Annotated in this window: 16 protein-coding genes; 7 read left to right on the top strand and 9 right to left on the bottom strand. The window is 70.5% G+C overall.

Annotated features, from left to right (window positions below; genetic code table 11):
* The 4 genes from ACEN2M_RS12120 to ACEN2M_RS12105 all read left to right on the top strand — a co-directional run.
* A partial coding sequence (locus tag ACEN2M_RS12120) for an MFS transporter (RefSeq protein ID WP_441648385.1) occupies positions 1-736 on the top strand: 736 nt, incomplete at its 5' end.
* Positions 737-952: 216 nt separating this feature from the next.
* Positions 953-1,630 carry a response regulator transcription factor gene (locus tag ACEN2M_RS12115; RefSeq protein WP_441648384.1) on the top strand — a complete coding sequence of 226 codons (678 nt, stop codon included), beginning with the start codon at positions 953-955 and terminating at the stop codon, positions 1,628-1,630.
* The gene (locus ACEN2M_RS12110; RefSeq protein WP_441648383.1) at positions 1,623-2,999 is read left to right on the top strand and encodes a sensor histidine kinase; all 1,377 of its coding nucleotides are present in this window, start codon (positions 1,623-1,625) and stop codon (positions 2,997-2,999) included. The genes ACEN2M_RS12115 and ACEN2M_RS12110 overlap by 8 nt, the downstream gene beginning before the upstream one ends.
* 124 nt (positions 3,000-3,123) lie before the next feature.
* The gene (locus ACEN2M_RS12105) at positions 3,124-3,747 is read left to right on the top strand and encodes a PepSY domain-containing protein (protein ID WP_441648382.1); all 624 of its coding nucleotides are present in this window, start codon (positions 3,124-3,126) and stop codon (positions 3,745-3,747) included.
* Positions 3,748-3,768: 21 nt separating this feature from the next.
* Here the strand turns inward: ACEN2M_RS12105 and ACEN2M_RS12100 are convergent, their stop codons facing one another.
* The 6 genes from ACEN2M_RS12100 to ACEN2M_RS12075 all read right to left on the bottom strand — a co-directional run bounded on the left by ACEN2M_RS12100 (position 3,769) and on the right by ACEN2M_RS12075 (position 13,473).
* Positions 3,769-4,992, bottom strand: coding sequence for an NmrA family NAD(P)-binding protein (locus ACEN2M_RS12100; RefSeq protein WP_441648381.1), 1,224 nt, complete (start codon positions 4,990-4,992; stop codon positions 3,769-3,771).
* Between the two features lie 662 nt (positions 4,993-5,654).
* Positions 5,655-7,754, bottom strand: coding sequence for an alpha-galactosidase (locus ACEN2M_RS12095; RefSeq protein WP_441648380.1), 2,100 nt, complete (start codon positions 7,752-7,754; stop codon positions 5,655-5,657).
* A 390-nt stretch (positions 7,755-8,144) separates the two neighbouring features.
* Positions 8,145-9,473 (bottom strand): ABC transporter substrate-binding protein, encoded by a 1,329-nt coding sequence (locus tag ACEN2M_RS12090; protein WP_441648379.1) that lies wholly within the window; start codon positions 9,471-9,473, stop codon positions 8,145-8,147.
* Between the two features lie 87 nt (positions 9,474-9,560).
* The gene (locus tag ACEN2M_RS12085; protein WP_441648378.1) at positions 9,561-10,472 is read right to left on the bottom strand and encodes a carbohydrate ABC transporter permease; all 912 of its coding nucleotides are present in this window, start codon (positions 10,470-10,472) and stop codon (positions 9,561-9,563) included.
* Complete coding sequence (locus ACEN2M_RS12080; RefSeq protein WP_441648377.1) at positions 10,469-11,410, bottom strand: carbohydrate ABC transporter permease; 942 nt, start codon at positions 11,408-11,410, stop codon at positions 10,469-10,471. The genes ACEN2M_RS12085 and ACEN2M_RS12080 overlap by 4 nt, the downstream gene beginning before the upstream one ends.
* Positions 11,407-13,473, bottom strand: a complete 2,067-nt coding sequence (locus ACEN2M_RS12075) for a beta-galactosidase (RefSeq protein ID WP_441648376.1) — start codon at positions 13,471-13,473, stop codon at positions 11,407-11,409. The genes ACEN2M_RS12080 and ACEN2M_RS12075 overlap by 4 nt, the downstream gene beginning before the upstream one ends.
* Positions 13,474-13,619: 146 nt before the next feature.
* On the opposite strand from ACEN2M_RS12075, the gene ACEN2M_RS12070 reads away from it, so the two are divergent.
* From ACEN2M_RS12070 to ACEN2M_RS12060, 3 genes are all read left to right on the top strand, one after another.
* Complete coding sequence (locus ACEN2M_RS12070) at positions 13,620-14,642, top strand: LacI family DNA-binding transcriptional regulator (RefSeq protein WP_441648375.1); 1,023 nt, start codon at positions 13,620-13,622, stop codon at positions 14,640-14,642.
* Positions 14,643-14,802: 160 nt separating this feature from the next.
* Positions 14,803-15,072: an acylphosphatase gene (locus tag ACEN2M_RS12065; RefSeq protein WP_441648374.1), complete on the top strand. Its 270-nt coding sequence runs from the start codon at positions 14,803-14,805 to the stop codon at positions 15,070-15,072.
* A gap of 45 nt (positions 15,073-15,117) precedes the next feature.
* A complete protein-coding gene (locus ACEN2M_RS12060) occupies positions 15,118-15,888 on the top strand; it encodes a Pr6Pr family membrane protein (RefSeq protein ID WP_441648373.1) in 771 nt (256 codons plus the stop codon).
* A gap of 16 nt (positions 15,889-15,904) precedes the next feature.
* Here the strand turns inward: ACEN2M_RS12060 and ACEN2M_RS12055 are convergent, their stop codons facing one another.
* The 3 genes from ACEN2M_RS12055 to ACEN2M_RS12045 form a co-directional block, all read right to left on the bottom strand.
* Positions 15,905-16,174 (bottom strand): hypothetical protein, encoded by a 270-nt coding sequence (locus tag ACEN2M_RS12055; protein ID WP_441648372.1) that lies wholly within the window; start codon positions 16,172-16,174, stop codon positions 15,905-15,907.
* A 277-nt stretch (positions 16,175-16,451) separates the two neighbouring features.
* Positions 16,452-17,870: an FAD-dependent oxidoreductase gene (locus ACEN2M_RS12050; protein WP_441648371.1), complete on the bottom strand. Its 1,419-nt coding sequence runs from the start codon at positions 17,868-17,870 to the stop codon at positions 16,452-16,454.
* 269 nt (positions 17,871-18,139) lie between these two features.
* Positions 18,140-19,798, bottom strand: a complete 1,659-nt coding sequence (locus ACEN2M_RS12045) for a class I SAM-dependent methyltransferase (RefSeq protein ID WP_441648370.1) — start codon at positions 19,796-19,798, stop codon at positions 18,140-18,142.
* Between the last annotated feature and the right edge of the window lie 44 nt (positions 19,799-19,842).

The following is a 19,842-nucleotide window of genomic DNA, read 5'->3' as shown; positions in this document are numbered from 1 at the left end:
CGCCGCGCCCGTCGCGCCCGCCGCGCCCGCCGCGCCGGCCACGCCGGAAGACTGCCACCGGGTCTCGACAGGCTCGGCCATCGAAATGGTCGAGGCCCGCCCACTGGTCGAACTTGTCGAGACCCCGCCCACCGCTGCATCCGCTCAGCGCTCGAGCTCGCCCACCTACGCCGGCGTCGGCGTCACCGCGATCGTGATCGCTCTCGCGCTCAGCTCATTCGCCACCTTCTTCGCCAGGTTCGGCGGCGAGCAGGGCCTCGTTCCGGTCGCCGCCTACGACACCGGCGGACTCACCCCGCTCACCCTCGGCGTGGCGCTGGCCGTGTCGACCCTGTTGTCGCTGGCAGCACTGCCCGTGGTCGGCTCGCTCATCGACCGTGGTTACCGCTTCGCCGTGCTCGTGCCCGGCACACTCGCCTCGGCGGCGGCCCTGCTGATCTTCCCGGTGGCGAACGGTCCGTGGCTGTTCGCCCTCGGGATCGTGCTCTACGGCCTGGCGACCAGCGTGGCCGCCATCGTACCGACGGTGCTCATGAGCGAGGCCGTGCCCGCCCGGCAGAGCGGCCTCGTGGTGGGCATCACCCGCACCGCCGGCGACCTCGGCGCCGTCGCGGGGCCGCTCCTGGCGCTGGCCGTTTACGACGCCAACGGCCTGTGGCCTGCGGTCCTGGTGGTCGTGGGCCTCCTCCTGCTGGCCAACGTGTCCCTCGCCCGGCTGTTGCTGCGTCGCCGCTGAGCCGCCGGGCCCACTCGGCCCCGCCTCGGCCCCAACCTGCCGGCACCCACTCTTTTGCAGAACTGCCCGGCGCCGCGGGCGGGGCACGGCAGCGGGGCACGGTGCGCGTTCCGACCGACATCCGGGCTGGTCACGGCGGTTTCAGCTTGCCTTCAGCGGCATCCGTCAGACTTGGCCTCGGCGGCCGCTTGGCCAACAGACGACGATGGGGGCCGGATGCGGGTGCTGGTGGTGGAAGACGAGGTGCGGCTGGCGACCGGGCTCAAGCGCGGCCTCGAGGCCGAGGGCTTCGCGGTCGATGTGGCCGGCACCGGCCCGGACGGCCTGTGGCTGGCCCGCGAGAACGAATACGCGGTCATCCTGCTCGACATCATGCTGCCCGGCCTCAGCGGGTACCGGGTCTGCGAGACCCTGCGCGCCGAGGAGAACTGGACCCCGATCCTGATGCTCACCGCCAAGGACGGCGAATGGGACCAGATCGAGGCGCTCGACACCGGCGCCGACGACTACCTCACCAAGCCGTTCTCCTCCGCCGTGCTGCTGGCCCGCATGCGTGCCCTCATCCGCCGCGGCACCAGCGCCAGACCCACCGTGTTGCGGGCCGGCGACCTGCCCCTCGACCCCGCCACCCGCCTGGTCACCCGGGGCGCCGCATCCGTTGACGTCACCGCTCGGGAGTTCGCGGTGCTGGAGTACCTGATGCGCAACCGCGGCACCGTGGTGAGCAAACGTGACGTGCTCGACAACGTCTGGGATTTCGACTTCGAGGGCGACCCGAACATCGTGGAGGTGTACGTGCGGCACCTGCGCAACAAGGTGGACCGGCCGTTCGACCGGGCCGCGATCGAGACGCTGCGCGGCGCCGGCTACAGGTTGGCGGCCGACGGTGGCTGAGCCGACCGATAAGAAGCGCGGCCCGCGCGCCCGGTCGTTGCGGGGCCGCATCACCCTGGTATCAACCGCGATCGTGGCCGTCACCCTGGTGGTGGGCGCGCTCCTGTTCGTGCTGGTGCTGCGCAGCCTGCTGCTTGACGGGGTCGACGCCGCCGTCGACCGCGACCTGGCGCTGATCGAGACCGAGCTGGAAGACACCGGCGGCCTCACCGGCGTCGACACCGACGACGACGAGGTGCTGGTGCAGGTCACCGACGGCTCCGGCGCCACGTTGGCCGTCAGCGACTGGCTCGACGGCCACACCCTCGACACCGCAGACTTCGCGGACGACGACGGCGCCCGCCCGGTCGGGGTCCCCGGCGAGGACGCCGCGTTCCTCGTCGCCGCCGAGACCCTCGACGACGACACCACCGTGCTGGCCGGCCGGTCGCTCGACGACGTGGACGAGTCCGTCACCACCGTCGCCGGTCTGCTCGCCGGCGCGGTGCCGCTGCTGATCGGTGTCGTGGCGCTGCTCACCTGGATCGTGGTGGGCCGGGCGCTGGCCCCGGTCGAACGGATGCGCCGCCAGGTCGACGCCGTCACCGCCACCAGCCTCGACCGCCGCATCGTCACCCCGGGAGGCGCCGACGAGATCGGCCGGCTGGCGCTCACCATGAACGGCATGCTCGATCGGCTCGAGCGCTCCCAGCAGGCCCAACGGCAGTTCGTCTCGGATGCCTCGCACGAGTTGCGCTCGCCGCTCGCGTCGCTCCGCCAGTACGCCGAGGTGGCCCAGGCGCATCCGGACCGGGTCAACCTCGACGACCTGTCCGAGGCGGTGCTCGACGAGGGCGCCCGGCTGGAGCGGCTCGTGGCGGGCATGCTGCTGCTGGCCAGGGTGACCGAGCTGTCGCCCGCGGCGACCGGCACCGCCGTGGACGTGGACGACCTGGTGCTCGCCGAGGCCCGCCGGTTGCGCGACACCATGGCGCTCGCCATCGACAGCACCGGGGTGGGCCCCGCCCGGGTGCACGGCGACCAGAACCTGCTCGGCCAGGTGGTGCGCAACCTCGTCGACAACGCCGCCCAGCACGCCTCCGGCCGGGTGAGCCTGTCGCTCGGCGTGGTCGACGGCCAGGCGCTGCTGGTCGTGGAGGACGACGGCCATGGGGTGCCGCCGGGCGAGCGCGAGCGGGTGTTCGAGCGGTTCGTGCGGCTCGACGAGTCCCGGGCACGGGCATCCGGCGGCACCGGGCTGGGGCTGGCGATCGTGCGGGAGAGCGTGCACGCGCACGGCGGCAGCGTGCGGGTCTCCGATAGCGCCCTCGGCGGCGCACGCTTCGAGGTGCGCCTGCCCGCCCAGGCCGACACCGCCGACGAGGCCTGAGCGCTCGTCACGCGCGTTTCTGAAGCGGCGTTCAGCGGGCTTCAGCCTGGCTTCAGCGGTGCCTTGGCACAGTAGGAACATCAGCCACGGCAACCGTGGCACCGCACGAGACAAGGGACACACCGTGAAGAAGAAGACCATCTGGATCACCAGCGCAGCCGTTGCCGCCGTTCTCGTGGCGGGCGGCGCGGGCCTGGCCATCGCCGACCCGTTCGACGGTCCGTTCGGGACTGACGGCCCCCTCACCGGCAGCACCCTCGACAAGGCCAGCGCGGCTGCCCTCGACGCCGTGGGCAGCGGCACCGTCACCGACAGCCAGGCCTCCGACAGCGAGGACGCGCACGCCTACGAGGTGGAGGTGACCCTCGCCAACGGCTCCGACGTGGAGGTGGCGCTGGACAAGACGTTCGGCGTGCTCTGGGTCGACGGCCTGCCCGCGGATTCCGCCGGCTCGGCTCCGGCCACCGGGACCGCCGGCTCCGACGACGCCACTGGTTCCGACGACTCCACCGGCACCGACGACTCGGCCCTGGCGCCGCTCACCGACTCTGACCGCGACTCCGCCTCGGCCGCTGCCCTCGCGGCTCTGCCCGCCGGAACCGTCGGCACCGTCTCCGAGGTCGAGCGCAGCGACGACTTCGACCACGCGTACGAGGTAGAGGTCACCCTCGAGAACGGCCAGGACATCGATGTGGAGCTCGACGCGAGCTTCGCCGTGGTCAAGGTCGACGACGTGCCCGCCGCGTAACGACGAGAAGCAGCCACCACCTCAGACCCAGGTCTGGCGGTGCTCCTCGACGAAACTGCGCAGCGTGGTCGCCGGCCGGCCGGTCAGCCGGCGGATGCTGCGGTTCGGCAGCGCGGTGAGGCGCCGGCGCACCGCGCGGTACCAGCCCGCCTGCGCGGCGATGTCCGGGGCACTGGCACCCTGTTTCGCGGCGAGGCCCGAGAACTCGGCCTCGGTCGTGATGGTGTAACGCACGGGCCGGCCGAGCACCTCGGTGAGGAGCTCGGCCAGCTGCGCGTAGCTGTGTGACTGCTCCCCGGCCAGGGCGTACGCCTTGCCCAGGTGGCCGCGTTCGGTCAGCACCCGGGCGGCGGCCCGGCCCACGTCGGCCGCATCCACGAACGCCACCCTGGCCCCGCCCGCAGGCAGCACGATCTCGCTGCGCAGGCGGATGTCGTCCCGATACAGCGTGGACAGGGTCTGCATGAGCACGTTGGGCCGCAGGATCGTGTGCGGTGTGCGGGTGCGCTTGAGATACTGCTCCACCTGGTGGTGCGGCGACCGGATGTCGAACCGGCTGCCCGGTGCCGATAGGAAGACGATCTGCTGCACGCCGCTCACCTCCATCGCCTGGTCGATGAACGGGATGAGGGTGCGGCCCACGTCGGAGATGGTGGGCGGCACCAGCAGGAACACTCTGTCGACGCCGGCGAGGGCGCGGGCCCAGGTGCTGCGGTCGGCGAAGTCGAAGGCGCGCACGCTGGCGCCGGTGCCGTCGGCAGCGTGTCCGGCGGCGGCTGCGGCGGCTTTGCTGGATGCGGCGCCGGGCCGGGCCGGGGTGCCCGCTGCGCCCGAGCCGGGGCGCCCGACCGTGCGGTTGAGCGGCGCGGCGGCGAGTCCGTTGGGCTTACGGGCGGGGTTGCGTTCGGGTTTCTGGTTGGGCGCCCGCACCGGCTTGGCGCCCGGCCGCACCGGGACCGCACCGACGGCGCCGGTCCGGCTGGCGCCTGGGCCCGCGGTACCGTCGTGGGCAGCGCCGGCTCGGGCAGCGCTGGAACCGTCGGGCTGTTGCCCGGCCGCGGTGCCGCTGGCCCGCCGGGCGCTCTCCGCGATCCAGGCGCGCGGGTCGCGCATCCCCGCGACCACGGATTCACCCGCGGCGGCCAGCGCATCCACGACGGCCCGCCCCACGGTGCCGGATGCCCCGGTGACCAGGATCTTGCCCGTCAGCGCTGGGCGCCGGGGCGGCGAAGTCTGGTCGTTCATGCCCCTTACGTTAGTGCCGCCCACCCCGCCCGTCTTCCGCGAAAGCGGGCGTATGGCTACCTCACGCAATTGAGGTAGCCATACGCCCGCTTTCGCGAAGTGCACACCCACGAGAGCGGGCATGTGGCTGCCTCAATCCGCTGAAGCAGCCATATCGCCGCTCTCGCGAGATCCCCCGCACAAGATCCCGCGCGCGCAATCCCGAACATGGGTCCCCGCAGGCGACTCTTCGCAAGTGACTCCCGGCAAGCGACATGGCACGGTGTGATGCCCCCCGCGCGAGTGGTCCGTCCCCGCGCGAGTGGTCCGTCCCCCGCGCGAGTGGTCCGTCCCCCGCGCGAATGGTCCGTCCCCGCGCGAATGGTCCGTCCCCGCGCGAATGGTCCGTCCCCACGCGCGAGTGGTCCGTCCCCCGCGCGAGTGGTCCGTCCCCGCGAAAGCGGGCGTATGGCTGCCTCAATCCGCTGAAGCAGCCATAAGGCCGCTCTCGCGAGATCTCCTATCCGCGAAAGCGGGCGTCTGGCTGCCTCAATCCGCTGTAGCAGCCATATGGCCGCTCTCGCGAAACATCACACCTCGCGAGACATGACGCCTCGTGAGACATCACACCTCGCGAAGCCAGCCCTCGCGCGGCGGCGAACACGTCGCGCGGTCAGGAAGCCCTAGACGGCGTCCAGGGTGAACAGAGCCGCCTGCTCCGGGGTGAGCAGCGGGGCCGGCAGTCCCACCTCGGCGAGCATGGCTCCGGTGAGCACCAACTCATCCGCGTCGGCGGCCAGCCAAGCCGGCGGGATGGTCTGCACGACGTGCGGCTGCGGGCCCACGAGCAGCGGCCGCACCCGGTACCGCCGGGCGGGGTCGAGGCCCGGGAAGCGGATCGGCGCGGGCAGCGCGGCGCGCGGCGCGGCCAGCGCGACCTGCGCGAACACTGCGGAGGCGCCATCCGTCGCCACCACACCGTGCAGCTCGAGCGCCGGGTCGGAGCCGTCGGCGTGCACAACGACGCCGGTGTGCAGCAGCGCCCGGCGCTCCTTGAAGACGGCGATCCAAGCCGCGATCTGGTCGAGCTCGGCCTCCGACGCCTGGGTGAGGTCCCACTCGATGCCGGCGCTGCCGAACAGCGCCGTGGCCAACCTGAAGCCCAGCGCCGAGGTGCGCCCGGTGGTGTGTGCGGTCGCGGCGCCGAGGTGCCCGCCGAGGTATTCCGGCGGCACCAGCACGCTGGTGTAGCGCTGGATCTGCTGGCGTTCCAGCGGGTCGTTGGTATCGCTGGTCCAGACCCGGTCCACCCGTTCGAGGATGCCAAGGTCGATCCGACCGCCGCCCGAGGCGCAGGACTCGATCTCCAGGCCCGGCTGCGCGGCGCGCACGGCGTCGATCAACCTGTACAGCGCGGCGGTCTGCCGGTGCACGGAGCCGCCGAGCAGGTCGCGGTTGTGGTCCCACTTGAGGTACGCGATGGGGTATTCGGCCAGCAGCGCGGTGAGCCGTTCGAGCAGCCAGGCGTACGCATCCGGGTTGGCCAGGTCGAGCACCCGCTGGCCACGCCAGGTGGGGGCGGATGCCGCGCCGAGCAGCCAGTCCGGGTGCGTCCGGGCCAGATCGGAGTCGGGGTTGACCATCTCCGGCTCCACCCAGAGACCGAAGTCGAGTCCGGCGGCGTGCACGCGTTCGATGAGGGGGTGCAGGCCCTCTGGCCACTTGGCGGCATCGACGAACCAGTCGCCGAGCGCGCGCTGATCGTCGGTGCGGCCGGAGAACCAGCCGTCGTCGAGCACGAACCGCTCCACACCGACCCGCGCGGCCGCATCGACGAGGCGGCTCAGGGTGGGCAGGTCGTGGTCGAAGTACACGGCCTCCCAGGTGTTCAGCAGCACCGGGCGTGGCCCGGCGATGGTCGACCACGCGCGAATCCACGGGTGCAGCCGGGCGCTGAGCCCGTCCAGGCCCCGGTCGGAGTACACGGCCACGGTCCACGGGCTGGTGTAGCTCTGGCCGACGGCCAGGCTCAGCTCGCCGGGCGCGAGCAGTTCGCCGGCGCCGAGAGTGGCGTAGCCGAGCGCGCTGCGCTCCGCGAACACGCGCTTGTCGCCGCTGGTGGCCAGGTGCAGCGCCCACACCTCGCCCCGGCGGAAGCCGAAGCCGGGGGTGCCCGCCACGGTGAGGTAGGAGTCGTCATGGCCGGGCCGGCCGTGCCGGGACTCCCGGCTCCAAACGCCCTGGCCGAGGGTGCTGCGCTGCGGCCGGCGTTCGTGGCTCCATAGCCCGGTGAAGTCCAGCAGTTCGCCCGCCCGGTCGGGCACCGGCAGGGTGGCGTCGAGGCTGCCGAGCTCGAACGCGTCGCCGCCGGTGTTGGTGAGGGTGTGTCGCAGCCGCAGCACGCCCTGCACGGTGAGTTCGAGTTCGGTGGCGACCGAGACGGATGCCGCGGCATCCGCCGACTCGATGGTCAGCTGGTTCGTACCCCGCTCGTGCACCGCCACCAGGCCCAGGGCCAGGTCGAGCGGCCCGGCGCCTGCGCGGAAGCCGCCGAGACCGGGCCGGCCGCTCCAGCCGTCGGCCAGGGTGGGCAGCAGCGAGAGCCGCAGCGGCACATCCACCGAACTGGGACCCACGGGCGGCACGTTCGCCGCGGCCAGCGCCGCGAGATCGGTCGGGGACAGCGCGCCGAGGTCGCCGCCCCAGTGCACGATCACGGGCACTCCGCTGCCGGAGGCGTCAAGAACGAGGCTGGTGCCGGCGGCACGGAGGTGGTGGATCATGGCGCTGCTTCCTACGGTCGGGTATTCGGGACTGGCCCGGATTTGCTAGTGACGGAGCCCACTCCACTAGCAAAAGTGGGCCAGTCACTCCAGGGCAGTTCTGGACTGGCCCATTTTTGCTAGTGCGCGGGTGCCTTCAACTAGCAAAAGTGGGCCAGTCACAACAGGGCAATTCTGGACTGGCCCGGATTTGCTAGTGCCGAGGCCCACTCCACTAGCAAAAGTGGGCCAGTCATGACTGGGGTGGCCGGGGTCACTGGGGTGAATGCGGTGAACGGGGTGAATGCGGTCACTGGGGTGAATGCGGTCAACGGGGTGAAGGGGGTGCTGACACGACCGCACCGCCCGGCGGATGCGCCGGGCGGTACGGTCGGGCAACGAGCGGGCGAGTTACTCCTTGACGGGAATGGACTGCGCCTGCAGGGCCTTGACGGTGGCGCTCTGGCCGGTGCTGAGGGCATCCGCGAGGGTGCCGTTGCCGCTCACCGCAGCCTTGAAGCCGTCCGAGACGTCGTTGTACGTCTGGGTCATGGTCGGACCCCAGACGAAGTCGCTCGAGACCTGGCCGGATGCCTCGGCGAAGACGTCGTAGATCGGCTGGTCGCCGTAGAACTCCACGCCTTCCTTGAGCACGGGCAGGTTCAGGCCTTCCTTGGCGGCCGGGTACAGGTTGGCCGATTCGTTGAGCATGGTGAGCGACTCGCTCGAGCTGTTCAGCCACAGGGCGAACTGCGCGGCTTCGTACGGGTGCTTGGAGCCGGTGAAGACCGCGGTGGATGAGCCACCCCAGTTGCCGCTGGCCTCATCGCCGGCTTCCCACTGCGGGGAGGCCGCGACGGCCCACTTGCCCGCGGTGTCCGGTGCGCCGCTGGCGATGGAGTTCGCACCCCAGGCTGCGGAGTTCCAGGTCCAGGCCGCGCCGGTGTTGTAGGCGTTGTCCCACTCGGTGGTCCAGGCCGGCTGCGTCGACACGAGGTCGCGGTCGATCAGGTCCTGCCAGTAGTCGGCCACCATGATCGACTCGTCGCCGGTCAGGTCGACGTTCCAGTCGGTTCCGTCGTTGCCGAACCAGGTGCCGCCGGCCTGCCAGACGAGTCCGGCGAACTGGTTGATGTCACTCTGCGAGAAGTTGGTGATGTAGGCACCGGTGGCGCGCACCTGCTCGGCGGCCACGGCGTACTCTTCCCAGGTGGTGGGGATCGCGATGCCGTTGGCCTCGAAGAGGTCGGCCCGGTAGAACATGGCCATGGGGCCGGAGTCCTGCGGGATGGCGTAGGCGGCGTCGTCTTCGTTGAAGCTGACCTGGCCCCAGGTCCAGTCGACGAAGTCGGCCTTGGCGTCCATCACACCGTCGCAGGATGCGAGGTTGACCAGGCCGTCCTGCACGCGGAAGTTGGGCAGGGCGTCGTATTCGATCTGGCCGAGGTCGGGCGCGTTGCCGGCCTCGAGCTGGTTGAAGAAGTTGGCGTAGGTGCCGCCGTTGCCGTTCGGACCGGTCTGCACGGCCACCTGGATGTCGGGGTTGGCCTTGTTCCAGACGTCGACGACCTCTTCGATGCCGGGGATCCAGGAGGTGAAGGTCAATTCGACCTTGCCCTCGGCGGGCTCGCAGGCAGCATCGGCGCTGTCGCTGGAGGTGCCGGCGGCGGAGCAGCCGGTCATCGCGACCGTGGCTGCCGTGAGCAGGGCAACGGTGGCCGCTCTTTTCGTGATTCGCATGATTTTCCTTCGTTGGGTTTTCGCTGAAAAGGAGTGGTGCTGGATGGTGCGGGTGAAGCCGGGTGGAAAAGTCGGGAGGTAGGGGGGTTACTTGACGCTGCCGGCGCCGAGGCCGTTCCGCCAGAAGCGCTGCAGCAGCAGGAACAGGATGATCAGCGGGATGATCGACAGCAGCGCGCCGATGAGCACGTAACCGCGCAGCTCGGGGATCTGGTTCACCTGCGAGTTCCAGGCGTAGAGGCCCAGGGTGACCGGGAACAGGGTCTCGTCGCGCAGCATGATCAGCGGCAGGAAGAAGTTGTTCCAGATGGCCACGAACTGGAAGAGGAACACCGTGACCAGGGCCGGGAACATCAGCTTCACCGACACCGTGAAGAAGGTGCGCACCTCGCCGGCGCCGTCGAGCCTGGCGGCCTCGATGAGTTCGTCCGGCACGCTCGCCGAGGCGAAGATGCGGGTGAGGTACACGCCGAACGGGCTGACCAGGCTGGGCAGGAACACGGCCCAGAAGGTGTTCGTGAGGTTGACCTGGCTGAAGATCAGGAACAGCGGCAGCGCCAGCGCTGTGGCGGGCACGAGCACGCCGCCGAGCACGATGTTGAACAGCAGTTCCCGGCCCGGGAAGCGGTACTTCGCCAGGGCGTAGCCGCACATCGCGGCGAACAGGGTGGCCAGCAGGGCGCCGGCGCCGGCGTAGATGGCGCTGTTCAGCATCCACTTGAGGAAGACCCCGTCGCGGTAGGCGACCAGGTTGCCGATGTTCGCGAACAGGTTGAAGTCGGCGAACCAGAGCGGGTTGGTGCTGGTGAACTGGGCGCTGCTCTTGGTGCCGGCGATGAACAGCCACCAGATCGGGATGAGGAAGTAGAGCGTGAAGACCAGCATCACGGTCATCGCGCCGACGCGGGAGAGCGGGCTCTCCTTGGCGACCTTGGCGGTCGGGGTGGTGTTCCTGGCGCGCTTGGCGGGGCGGACGACGGGCTCGGTGAGGGCGCTCATTTGCCTTCCTTCCGCTGGGTGAACTTGAGGAACGAGAACGAGAGCACGAAGGTGGCCAGGGCCAGCACCACGCTGAACGCGGCGGCGAGGTTCACGTTGGGGATCGAGGAGGTGGAGTAGACCATCAGGTTCGGGGTGAAGGTGCTGGTCACCGCGGAGCTGAAGGTGCGGAACACCTGCGGCTCGGCGAGCAGCTGCAGGGTGCCGATGATGGAGAAGATGCCGGTGAGCACGATCGCGGGCATGATCAGCGGGATCTTGATCGACCAGGCGATGCGCAGCTGCCCGGCGCCGTCGAGGCGGGCAGCCTCGTAGATCTCGGTGGGGATGGCCAGCAGGGCCGAGTAGATGATGAGCATGTTGTAGCCCACGTAGACCCAGGTGACGACGTTCGCGATGGCCCAGAGCACCAGGTCGGCGGAGAGGAAGCTGACGTTGCTGGTGAGCGCGGTGAACGGCGACAGGTTGGGCGAGTAGAGGAAGCCCCACATGATCGCGGCGATGACACCGGGCACGGCGTACGGCACGAAGAAGGCGAGCCTGAAGAAGCGCTTGCCGCGCAGCAGCGGGGAATCCAGCAGCAGCGCGAACAGCAGCGCCAGGCCGAGCATGACCGGCACCTGCACCACGCCGAAGGCGAGCACCCGGCCGATCGACTCCCAGAACGGACCGTTCTGGAACACCGCGATGTACTGGGTCAGGCCGCCGAACACCTGGGTGGCCTTGCCGAACGTGCCGTCACGCTCCACCACGAGCAGCGACTGGTAGATCGCGTAGCCGATCGGGATCAGGTAGAACAGCGTGAACAGGATGGCGAAGGGCACGATGAAGACCGCGATCGCCTTGGGGTGGGCCACCCTGATCTTGCGGGGCTTCGGTGCGGGGCTGCGGGTGGCCGCACGCCGGGCATCCGCGGCCGGAAGGGCTGGTGCACTCATGATGCGGTGTCCTCTCTGAGTACGCGCACGGCTCCGGCCGGTACGCGCAGGGTGCGGGCGACAGCGGCGTCGGTGACGAGTTCGTGTCCGGTCCCGCTCACCTCCACGTCGGTGTCGCCGTGGTTGATGATGAAGCGGTAGGAGCGGTCGGCCGCGGCGCGGCGCACGACCTCGAGCAGGCCGTCGTTCTCCGGGCCGACCGCGGTGATGCGCGCGGCGACGCCGATGGTGCGCAGCAGGTCGCGGTAGGTGTCGGGGTCAGGTGCGGTGGCGAGGTACCAGGCGGTGCCGGCGCCGTGGCTGTGCCGGGTGATGGCGGGCACCCCGGCGAGGGCGCCGTCGGTGTAGCCGGCCAGGGCCTCCGCTCCGGCCAGGCTGAGGCGTTCGGTCCACAGCGTGCCGGTGCTGCCGGCGGTCAGCCCGGCCAAGGCGCCGTCCAGGCCCACGGACTGGCCGGGCCGGATCGGGGCGAACTCCTCCACCGAGATGCCGAGCAGGTCGCGGAACGCGCCGGGGTAGCCGCCGAGGCGCACCCTGTCGTCTTCGTCGACGATGCCGCTGTAGAAGGTGACCAGGGTGTGCCCGCCCGCGGCGACGAACCCGGCGAGGTTGTCGGCCTGGCCGTCGGTGACCAGGTAGAGCGCGGGCACCACCACGAGGTTGTAGCCGGACAGGTCGGCATCCGGGGAGACGATGTCGACGGTGACGCCGAGCCTATGCAGCGCGGTGTACGCGGCGTGCACCTGCTCGAGGTAATTCACCGACTGCGACGGGCGGGATTCACCGTCCCCGGCCCACCAGGCTTCCCAGCTGAACAGGATGGCGACATCCGCCACGACCCGGGTGCCGATGATCTCGTCGAGGCTGTCGAGGGTGGCGCCGAGGGCCACGACCTCGCGCCAGAGCACGGTGTCGGTGCCGGCGTGGGGCACCAGGGCGGAGTGGAACTTCTCCGAGCCCTGCTGCGAGGCGCGCCACTGGAAGAAGCAGATCGCGTCGGCGCCGCGGGCCACGTGCGCCAGCGAGTTGCGGGTGAGCTCTCCCGGCGTTTTGGCCAGGTTCAGCGGCTGCCAGTTGACGGCGCTGGTGGCCTGCTCCATGAGCAGCCAGGCGTCGCCGCCGGCCAGGCCGCGGGTGAGGTCGGCGGCGAAGGCCAGTTCGGTGGTGGGGTCGGCGAGCCGGTGGTCGAGGTAGTGGTCGTTGGCGACCACGTCCACGGCGGATGCCCAGGACCAGTAGTCGAGATTGCGGATGTGCGCGGCGACCATGAAGTTCGTGGTGACGGGCAGGTCGCTGTGCCGGCGGATGACGGCCTCTTCGGCCTTGTAGTAGCCGAGCAGTTCGTGGGAGCTGAACCGGTGGAAGTCGAGCACCTGCCCGGGGTTGCGGCTGGACAGGGTGAGCCGCGGGGTGTGCACCTCGGCCCAGGCGGTGTAGCGCTGGCTCCAGAAGCTGGTGCCCCAGGCGGCGTTCAGGGCGGCGATGCTGCCGTACTTGGCCTCGAGCCAACCGCGGAACGCGGCGGCGGTGTCGTCGTCGTAGCAGAGCGCGTTGTGGCAGCCGAGCTCGTTGGAGACGTGCCAGAGCGCCACGGCGGGGTGGTGTCCGTAGCGGCGGGCGACCTGCTCCACCAGGCGCAGCGCGTGCTCGCGGAACACCGGCGAGCTCGGGCACCAGGCCTGACGGCCGCCGGGGTAGCGGGTGGTGCCGTCCTCGGTCTCGGGCAGGATCTCGGGGTGCAGGGTGGTCAGCCACGGCGGCGGCGACGAGGTGCCGGTGCCCAGGTTCACCCGGATGCCGTGCGCGTGCAGCAGGTCGACGATGGTGTCGAGCAGGGTGAAGTCGTACTCCCCCGGCGCCGGTTCGAGCGCGGACCAGCCGAAGATGTTGATGGCCACGAGGTCGACGCCGGCCTGCTGCATGAGCAGCACGTCTTCGGCCCAGACCTCGGAGCCCCACTGCTCGGGGTTGTAGTCACAGCCGTAGGCGATGCCGTTCTGCACGAACGGGGTCGTCGGGGTGACCGTGTCGGTCACGGCCGGGGTGGCTACTGGGGTGCTCATCTGCTCCTGCTCGGGGTGGGGCGGTACGTTCTGTGAACGTGCACAGGCCGACGAGCGAATGACTCCTCGTTGAGTGTCTGTGAACGTACACAGAGTAAGTACATCGCGGCGCCGGTGTCAAGCTGAGAGGACTGTACAGTTATCGAATGGTGACAATTCCGGGGCGGCGAAGGCGCGCGACGATCCACGACGTCGCCGCGGAGGCCGGGGTCTCCCGCGGCACCGTGAGCCGAGTGGTGAACAACGAGCCCTACGTGTCGGCGGAGGCCCGCATCGCGATCGAGGCCGCCATCGAGAAGGTCGGCTACGTACCGAACACCGCCGCCCGCAACCTGGTGATGCAGCGCTCCCAGGCCGTGGGACTCATCGTGCACGAGCCGCACTCCCTGTTTCTCGAAGACCCCAACATCGGCGAGATCCTGCTCGGCGCCAACAGCGCCCTCTCCCGCGCCGATTACCAGATGGTGAGCCTGGTGATCGAGTCCGACCGCGACACCGAGCGCGTGGCCCGGTACCTCAGCGGTGGCTTCGTCGACGGCGTCGTCGTGGTGTCGGCCCGCGAAGAAGACCCGATCACCCGCGTGATCGAGCGGCTGGACCTGCCGGCCGCGTTTGTCGGGCATCCGCACGACCTGCACGGCCTGTCGTACGTGGGAATCAACAACCGCGCCTCGGCCCGGGCCATCACCGAACGGCTGATCGGCACCGGACGGCAGCGCATCGGCATGATCGCCGCGGCCCTGGACCGGGACTCCGGCGCCGACCGGCTGGCCGGCTTCACGGATGCCCTCGGCGACCGGTTCGACCCGGCCCTGGTGGCCCCGGTGCCGCTCTACACCTACGCCGACGGCCGCGACGGCATGCGCGCGCTGCTGGCCCAGGACCCGTTGATCGACGGAGTCTTCGCGGCGTCCGACGTGATCGCCGCCGGCGCGCTGAACGCCCTGCGCGAGGCCGGCCGCAGCGTGCCCGGTGATGTGGGCATCGTCGGGTTCGACGACAGCGCCTGGGCGCTCCGCTGCCAGCCGCTGCTCTCCACGGTGCGTCAGCCCGCCAACGGACTCGGCGAGCGCGCAGCCGAATCGGTGCTCAGCCAGCTGCGCGGCGAGGCCCCCGAGCTCGGCGGCATCCTGCTCGACACCGAGATCGTCTGGCGCGACTCCGCCTGACCGGCGCTCGGCCCTCTCGAGACCCCGCCGCTGGTCAAACCCGTCGAGACTCCGTGAGCCAAGTGGTACCGCTGCGGACATTTTCCCCCAGTGCGCCGGGTGCAAATGTCCGCACCGGCAACAGTTGCGGCGCAGAACCGGCACGCACACAATGGGGAGCGTGAGTCGCAAGCGGGTGATCGTCAACGGAATGGTGCAGGGCGTGGGGTTTCGGTACTACACCGAGGCGCAGGCCAGCAGCCTGGGCGTGGGCGGATACGTGCGCAACCGGTCCGACGGCGCGGTCGAGGCCGAGATCGAGGGCACCGACGACGCGATCGAGCGGATGCTGGCCTGGCTGCACACCGGACCACGCTCGGCGAGTGTCGAATCGGTGCAGGTGACCGACCTGGCGGAGCACGGCGAGGCGAGTTTCAGCATCCGGCTCTGACCGGGCTGGCCCCGGGCGGCCGCCGGTCTGGCGTACCGTGGGAGTATGGGCGCGCAGGCTTCCGGTTCCGGCCGGACGGGACCGACGGTGCGCGAATCCTCCCCGATGCGGGAGGGTCCTAAGGCGCGCGAGCCGTTGCGCGCGCGCCCACGCCTGACCCTGCGGTCAAGTTACGGCATCGGCCGGCTGCTGTTGGCCACCGCCGGCGTCATCGGGTTGATCGGCAACTACGAGTACGTGCTGCTGTTCCCCACCTTCGCCGCCTACAACGTGTTCACCTATTTCACGGTGCAGAGCGCGATCGCGGCGGTGATCGCGTTTGTGCTCGGTGCGATCGTGGCGTTCCGCCAGGAGAAGGACCCGCAGTGGCTGGACCTGTTCCGGGCGGTCGTGACGACGTACATCCTCGTGTCCGGAATCGTGTTCCTCACCATCGTCATCCAGTCGTCATCGCGCGACTACACGATGGAAGTGCCCTGGCCGAGCCAGGTGCTGCACTTCTACATCCCCACCATCGCGCTCCTGGACTGGCTGACCGATACGGGCAAGGCCCGGCTGTCCTGGCGCTTCCTGCGCTGGATCCTGCCGTACCCGCTCGCCTGGGGCGTCTTCACGCTCGTGCGCGGCGCGAACGTGGGCTGGTACCCGTACTTCTTCCTCGACCCGGCGCAGGTGAGCGGCCCGCTTGAGACCCTGCTGTACTGCGTGATCGCCGCGGTACTTTTTGTGGGCATTGCGGCGTTGCTCGTGGCCACGTCGCGACTCAGCTGGCGGCCCCGGCCGCGCGGCGACCGCGCGTCGTCGGTGCCGAACTAGCCGGGGCGAGTGAGTGTTACTGCTCGACGGGGACGAAGGTGTACTGGCTGGTGAGGTGCTCAGACTCGCAGGTGCCGCAGTAGAGCACGCCGGAGGCCTGCATGGCCGAGACCCGTGGCGAGCACTGGATCACCTTCGGTCCGCAGCACGGTGAGATCACCATGAAGGCTCCGGGCTCTGCGGCGGCGTGGCCGCTGAGGCTCCGGTGATGGTGGCTGCCCTCGCAGGGCAGATTGGGATTGAAGTCCAGCAACGACACGGATTCAAGATTTGTCAGAATATACATGGTTCACACGGTCAATCGGGATGGGCAGTGGCCACGGTGCATATGGGACATCGGGATCGCGACCACACCCGGTGGCCGACGGCGAAAAACACCCGGCTGGACTCCGTCGGCACGACCAGTCGGGCAACGACTGGATCTCCCCGTGGGGGTGTCCCTGAGACGGGCGGCCCCTTCACCGTCTAGACGTTTCGAGGAGCTTACACCGGAACTCTGAGTTTTACTCGTTAATCTCCGGGCGACGGTTCCTGGCCCGCGCGGGCCGCGGCGGATGCCCCGGTCAGGGCGCCGGAGTGGCCGTCGCGACGATCGCGAACGGCTCCAGGCTGCGCAGGGCGGCGTCGGTGAATTCGGTGTTGTCGGACTTCGCCAGCGCGAGCGCCTGCTCGCCACTGACGAACCCCACCAGGATCGGCTCGTTGGTGATCGGCATCATGTTCACCCACACCCTGAAATCGAGGGTGTCATCGCCGACCGTGGTCCAGAGCACCGCCTCGGTATCCCAGAACGGCTCCTCGAAGCGCAGCCAGATCTTGTCGAGGGTGCCCATCCCGAGGGCGGCGATCGCGCCGCGGTGCGCGAACGGCAGCGGCGGGTCGAATTCGATCACGTCGCTCTTGAGCACGCCCAGGGGCACCGTCACGATCGCCCGGTCCACGGTGAGCGATTCGCCCGTGCCCAACCGCAGACTCACGGATGTGTCGGTGTACGACACCCGGGTCACCACGCTGGAGTAGAGCACGTCCAGGCCCGCCGCATCCTCGTCGAGCAGGGTGCTGTAGCCGCCGAGCACGATGCGGGTGTCGTCCGCCGCGGTGGATGCCGGGGTGGGGGTGTACCAGCCGGACATCTCCTCGGCCGGGGCGCCGGACTCCAGGGTGGTGGAGGTGGCGAGCTGGTAGTCCAGCCAGTCGGCGTCGGAGACCCCGGTCTCACCATCCGTCATCGACAGGGTGGCCGAGCCGGTGGCGACGAGGGCCTTGGCCAGTGAGGTGTCCTCGGCCTGCGCGGCGGCCCACGCCAGCGCGGCCGTGACGGTGTCGGCGCCCACGGGCGAGACCGGGGTGACGGTGCCGTCCGGGGTGCGGGCCTCAGCGGCCGGTGCGAACGGCTCGTGCGAGACCTCGAGTCCGGTGAACACCTCGTCGAGCGAGTTGGCGCTGCTGGCGACGATGAACGACGGGCCGAGTTCGACGGGAATCGGCCAGGAGTCGTTGGTGACGGTCTGGATGCGGCCGCCGAGCCTGTCGCGGGCCTCGATCACGAGAACCGTGAACCCGGCGTCGGTGAGCAGCCGGGCGGCGGCGATGCCCGCGGCGCCGGCGCCGATCACGGCCACCCGCTCGCCGGGTTCGGCGACGTCCACCAGGGCCCTGGCGGCGCGCTGACCGGAGCCGAGGGCGCCCTGCACAGTGCCGGGGGCGGTGTCGGAGAGCGCTTCGCCGGCGAGGAACAGCCGGTCGAGGATGGGTTCGGCGAGGTCTTCGCGTTGCTGCGGCGTCGAGGACACCGCCGCGAAGCTGTAGGAACCGCGGGCGAACGGGTCGGCGGACCAGGAGCTGCGCAGCATGTCTTGCGGCTGCGGCACCAGGGACGGCGCTGGCGTGCTGGTGGGTGTGGGCGAGCCCGTGGGAGTGGGCCGGGGCGGCACGCATCCGCTGAGCGCGAGCAGAGACAGCCCGGAGAGGGAGCTGATCAAGAAGGTCCGACGTTGCATGGCGTACTCGCGTCTGGTGACGCACTCCTCTCGGCCCCTCGAAGTGGTACCCCTCACGCTACCTCAGGCCGTGGCCGTCGGCTTTCGGCCGTGGCGGTGGCGCGCCGGGTGGGGTGGGCGACGGCCACAACTGTTCCCGTTCCGGACAATTGGTGCCGGCACACCGGGTGCAAATGTCCGTTTCGGCAACGGTCAGGTCGGCGGGGCGAGCGGATGCGGGCGGCCGACCGACCGGCCGGTTGGCGGGCAGGTCAGGCTGCGGAGCCGGCGGCAGGCGGCTCGAGGAAGCCGTCGTCGAGCAAGGCACGCACCCGGGGCAGCAGCTCGGTCCGCAGGGCGGCCGCGTCGGCATCCAGCAGCTGGGCGATCGCGTCGATGATGGCGCCCACCGGCAGCTCGCCGTCGCAGGCGCCGATCAGGGCGGCCTGGGCGGTGTCCAGCGGCACCGACCGGCCGAAGCCGCCGCCCTGGTGCAGGGTCATCAGGGTCGGATCCTCCTGGCCCGGCCAGAAGTGCCGCTCCTCGGTGACGTCGGATGCCACCGTGAGGGTGCTGCGCGACAGTGCGTCGTCGTCCAGCCCGGCCTGCCAGTCGTGCGCGGCCAGGCACTCGGCCAGGTGGTTGCCGATGCCGGCCGCGTTGTGGCCCAGCGCCTCCGGCAGCCGTTCGAGCCGCAGCAGGCGCGGGCGGGGCGGCGCGGCGCGGCGGCCTCGGCCATCCAGGGGGCGCCGCAGCAGCATGTAGCCGAAGCCCACCTGGCGCACCCCGCGGGCCTCGAAGTCGTCGAGCCAGGCGCCGTAGAGGCGGTCGAAGTCGGGGGTGTCCGGGCGGGTGCCGCCGTCGCGGATCCAGGTCTCGGCGTAGCCGGTGGGCGCCTGCACCTCGCGTTCGATGATCCAGGCATCCAACGCGGCAGGGTGGCCGGCGCGCCCCGTTGCCTCTGGGGCGTCGCCACCCGCCGGGGCTGCCAGCCAGTCCGTGAGCCTGTCGAAGGCGTCATCCTCGTGGTACTCCCAGTTACCGAGCAACTGAGCGACCCCGCCCGGCGTGAGATGCTCGGCCGCGCCGCGCACCACGGCCTCCACGAGGGCGTCGCCCACCATGCCGCCGTCGCGGTACTCGTAGCTGGGCACACCCTCCACCCGCGGGGTGATCACGAACGGCGGGTTGGAGATGATGTGGTCGAAACGCTCCCCGGCCACCGGGTCGAACAGGCTGCCGAGCCTGAACTCGATGTTCTCGACGCCGTTCAGCCGGGCGTTCAGCGCCGCAAGCTCGAGGGCGCGCTCGGAGATGTCGGTGGCGACCACCCGGGTGGCGTGCCTGGCGGCGTGCAGGGCCTGGATGCCGCAACCGGTACCGAGGTCGAGCGCGCTGTCGACCGGGGTGGGGATCATCAGGGCGCTCAGGGTGAGCGAGGCGCCGCCCACGCCGAGCACGTGGTTCTCACCGAGCGGATGCCCGAGGGCCAGTTCGCCCAGGTCCGAGGTGATCCACCAACTGCCGGCCCCGTGCGCGTCGACGAAGCTGTACGGGCGCAGGTCCACCAGCGGCGCCACCAGCGCCGGCCCGGCATCGAGGGCGGGTTCCTCGGCGGTGCCGCCGTGTGCGTGGTGGGCGCTGAGGAGGCCGAGCCGCTCGGCGCCGTCTACGCCGAGGGTCGGCAGCGCGGCGTCGATCTCGGTCCGAGCCACGGGCAGGCCGAGCACGAACAACTGGGCGAGCACCACATTCGGTTCGGGCACGGTGAGGGTGGCGCGCAGCCGCGCGAGCGCCCGCAGGGCCGGCACCCGCTGGTTGCGGTGCAGGGCGGCATCCGCCTCGATGCCCCACAGCCCGGTCAGGGCGGTCACCGAGAAGTTGGCGGTGGCGAGGTCGGCGCGGAGCTGGTCGATCAGAATTGCGGTCACCTCTCTATTCAACTGCACGCCGGCCCGTCGACCTTCCGCTGGTC

Origin of the sequence: Cryobacterium sp. W22_MBD10_FK3 (assembly GCF_052113745.1) — a bacterium.
Taxonomy (GTDB): domain Bacteria; phylum Actinomycetota; class Actinomycetes; order Actinomycetales; family Microbacteriaceae; genus Cryobacterium.
Note: the sequence above shows the minus strand (reverse complement) of the source record. Positions and strands in the feature narration are given on the sequence as shown.

Bases quoted from the DNA above. Each gene is read 5' to 3' on its own strand.
- ACEN2M_RS12115 (WP_441648384.1), top strand. From the start codon at position 953: ATGCGGGTGCTGGTGGTGGAAGACGAGGTGCGGCTGGCGACCGGGCTC.
- ACEN2M_RS12100 (WP_441648381.1), bottom strand. From the start codon at position 4,992: ATGAACGACCAGACTTCGCCGCCCCGGCGCCCAGCGCTGACGGGCAAG.
- ACEN2M_RS12095 (WP_441648380.1), bottom strand. From the start codon at position 7,754: ATGATCCACCACCTCCGTGCCGCCGGCACCAGCCTCGTTCTTGACGCC.
- ACEN2M_RS12090 (WP_441648379.1), bottom strand. From the start codon at position 9,473: ATGCGAATCACGAAAAGAGCGGCCACCGTTGCCCTGCTCACGGCAGCC.
- ACEN2M_RS12085 (WP_441648378.1), bottom strand. From the start codon at position 10,472: ATGAGCGCCCTCACCGAGCCCGTCGTCCGCCCCGCCAAGCGCGCCAGG.
- ACEN2M_RS12080 (WP_441648377.1), bottom strand. From the start codon at position 11,410: ATGAGTGCACCAGCCCTTCCGGCCGCGGATGCCCGGCGTGCGGCCACC.
- ACEN2M_RS12075 (WP_441648376.1), bottom strand. From the start codon at position 13,473: ATGAGCACCCCAGTAGCCACCCCGGCCGTGACCGACACGGTCACCCCG.
- ACEN2M_RS12070 (WP_441648375.1), top strand. From the start codon at position 13,620: ATGGTGACAATTCCGGGGCGGCGAAGGCGCGCGACGATCCACGACGTC.
- ACEN2M_RS12060 (WP_441648373.1), top strand. From the start codon at position 15,118: ATGGGCGCGCAGGCTTCCGGTTCCGGCCGGACGGGACCGACGGTGCGC.
- ACEN2M_RS12055 (WP_441648372.1), bottom strand. From the start codon at position 16,174: ATGTATATTCTGACAAATCTTGAATCCGTGTCGTTGCTGGACTTCAAT.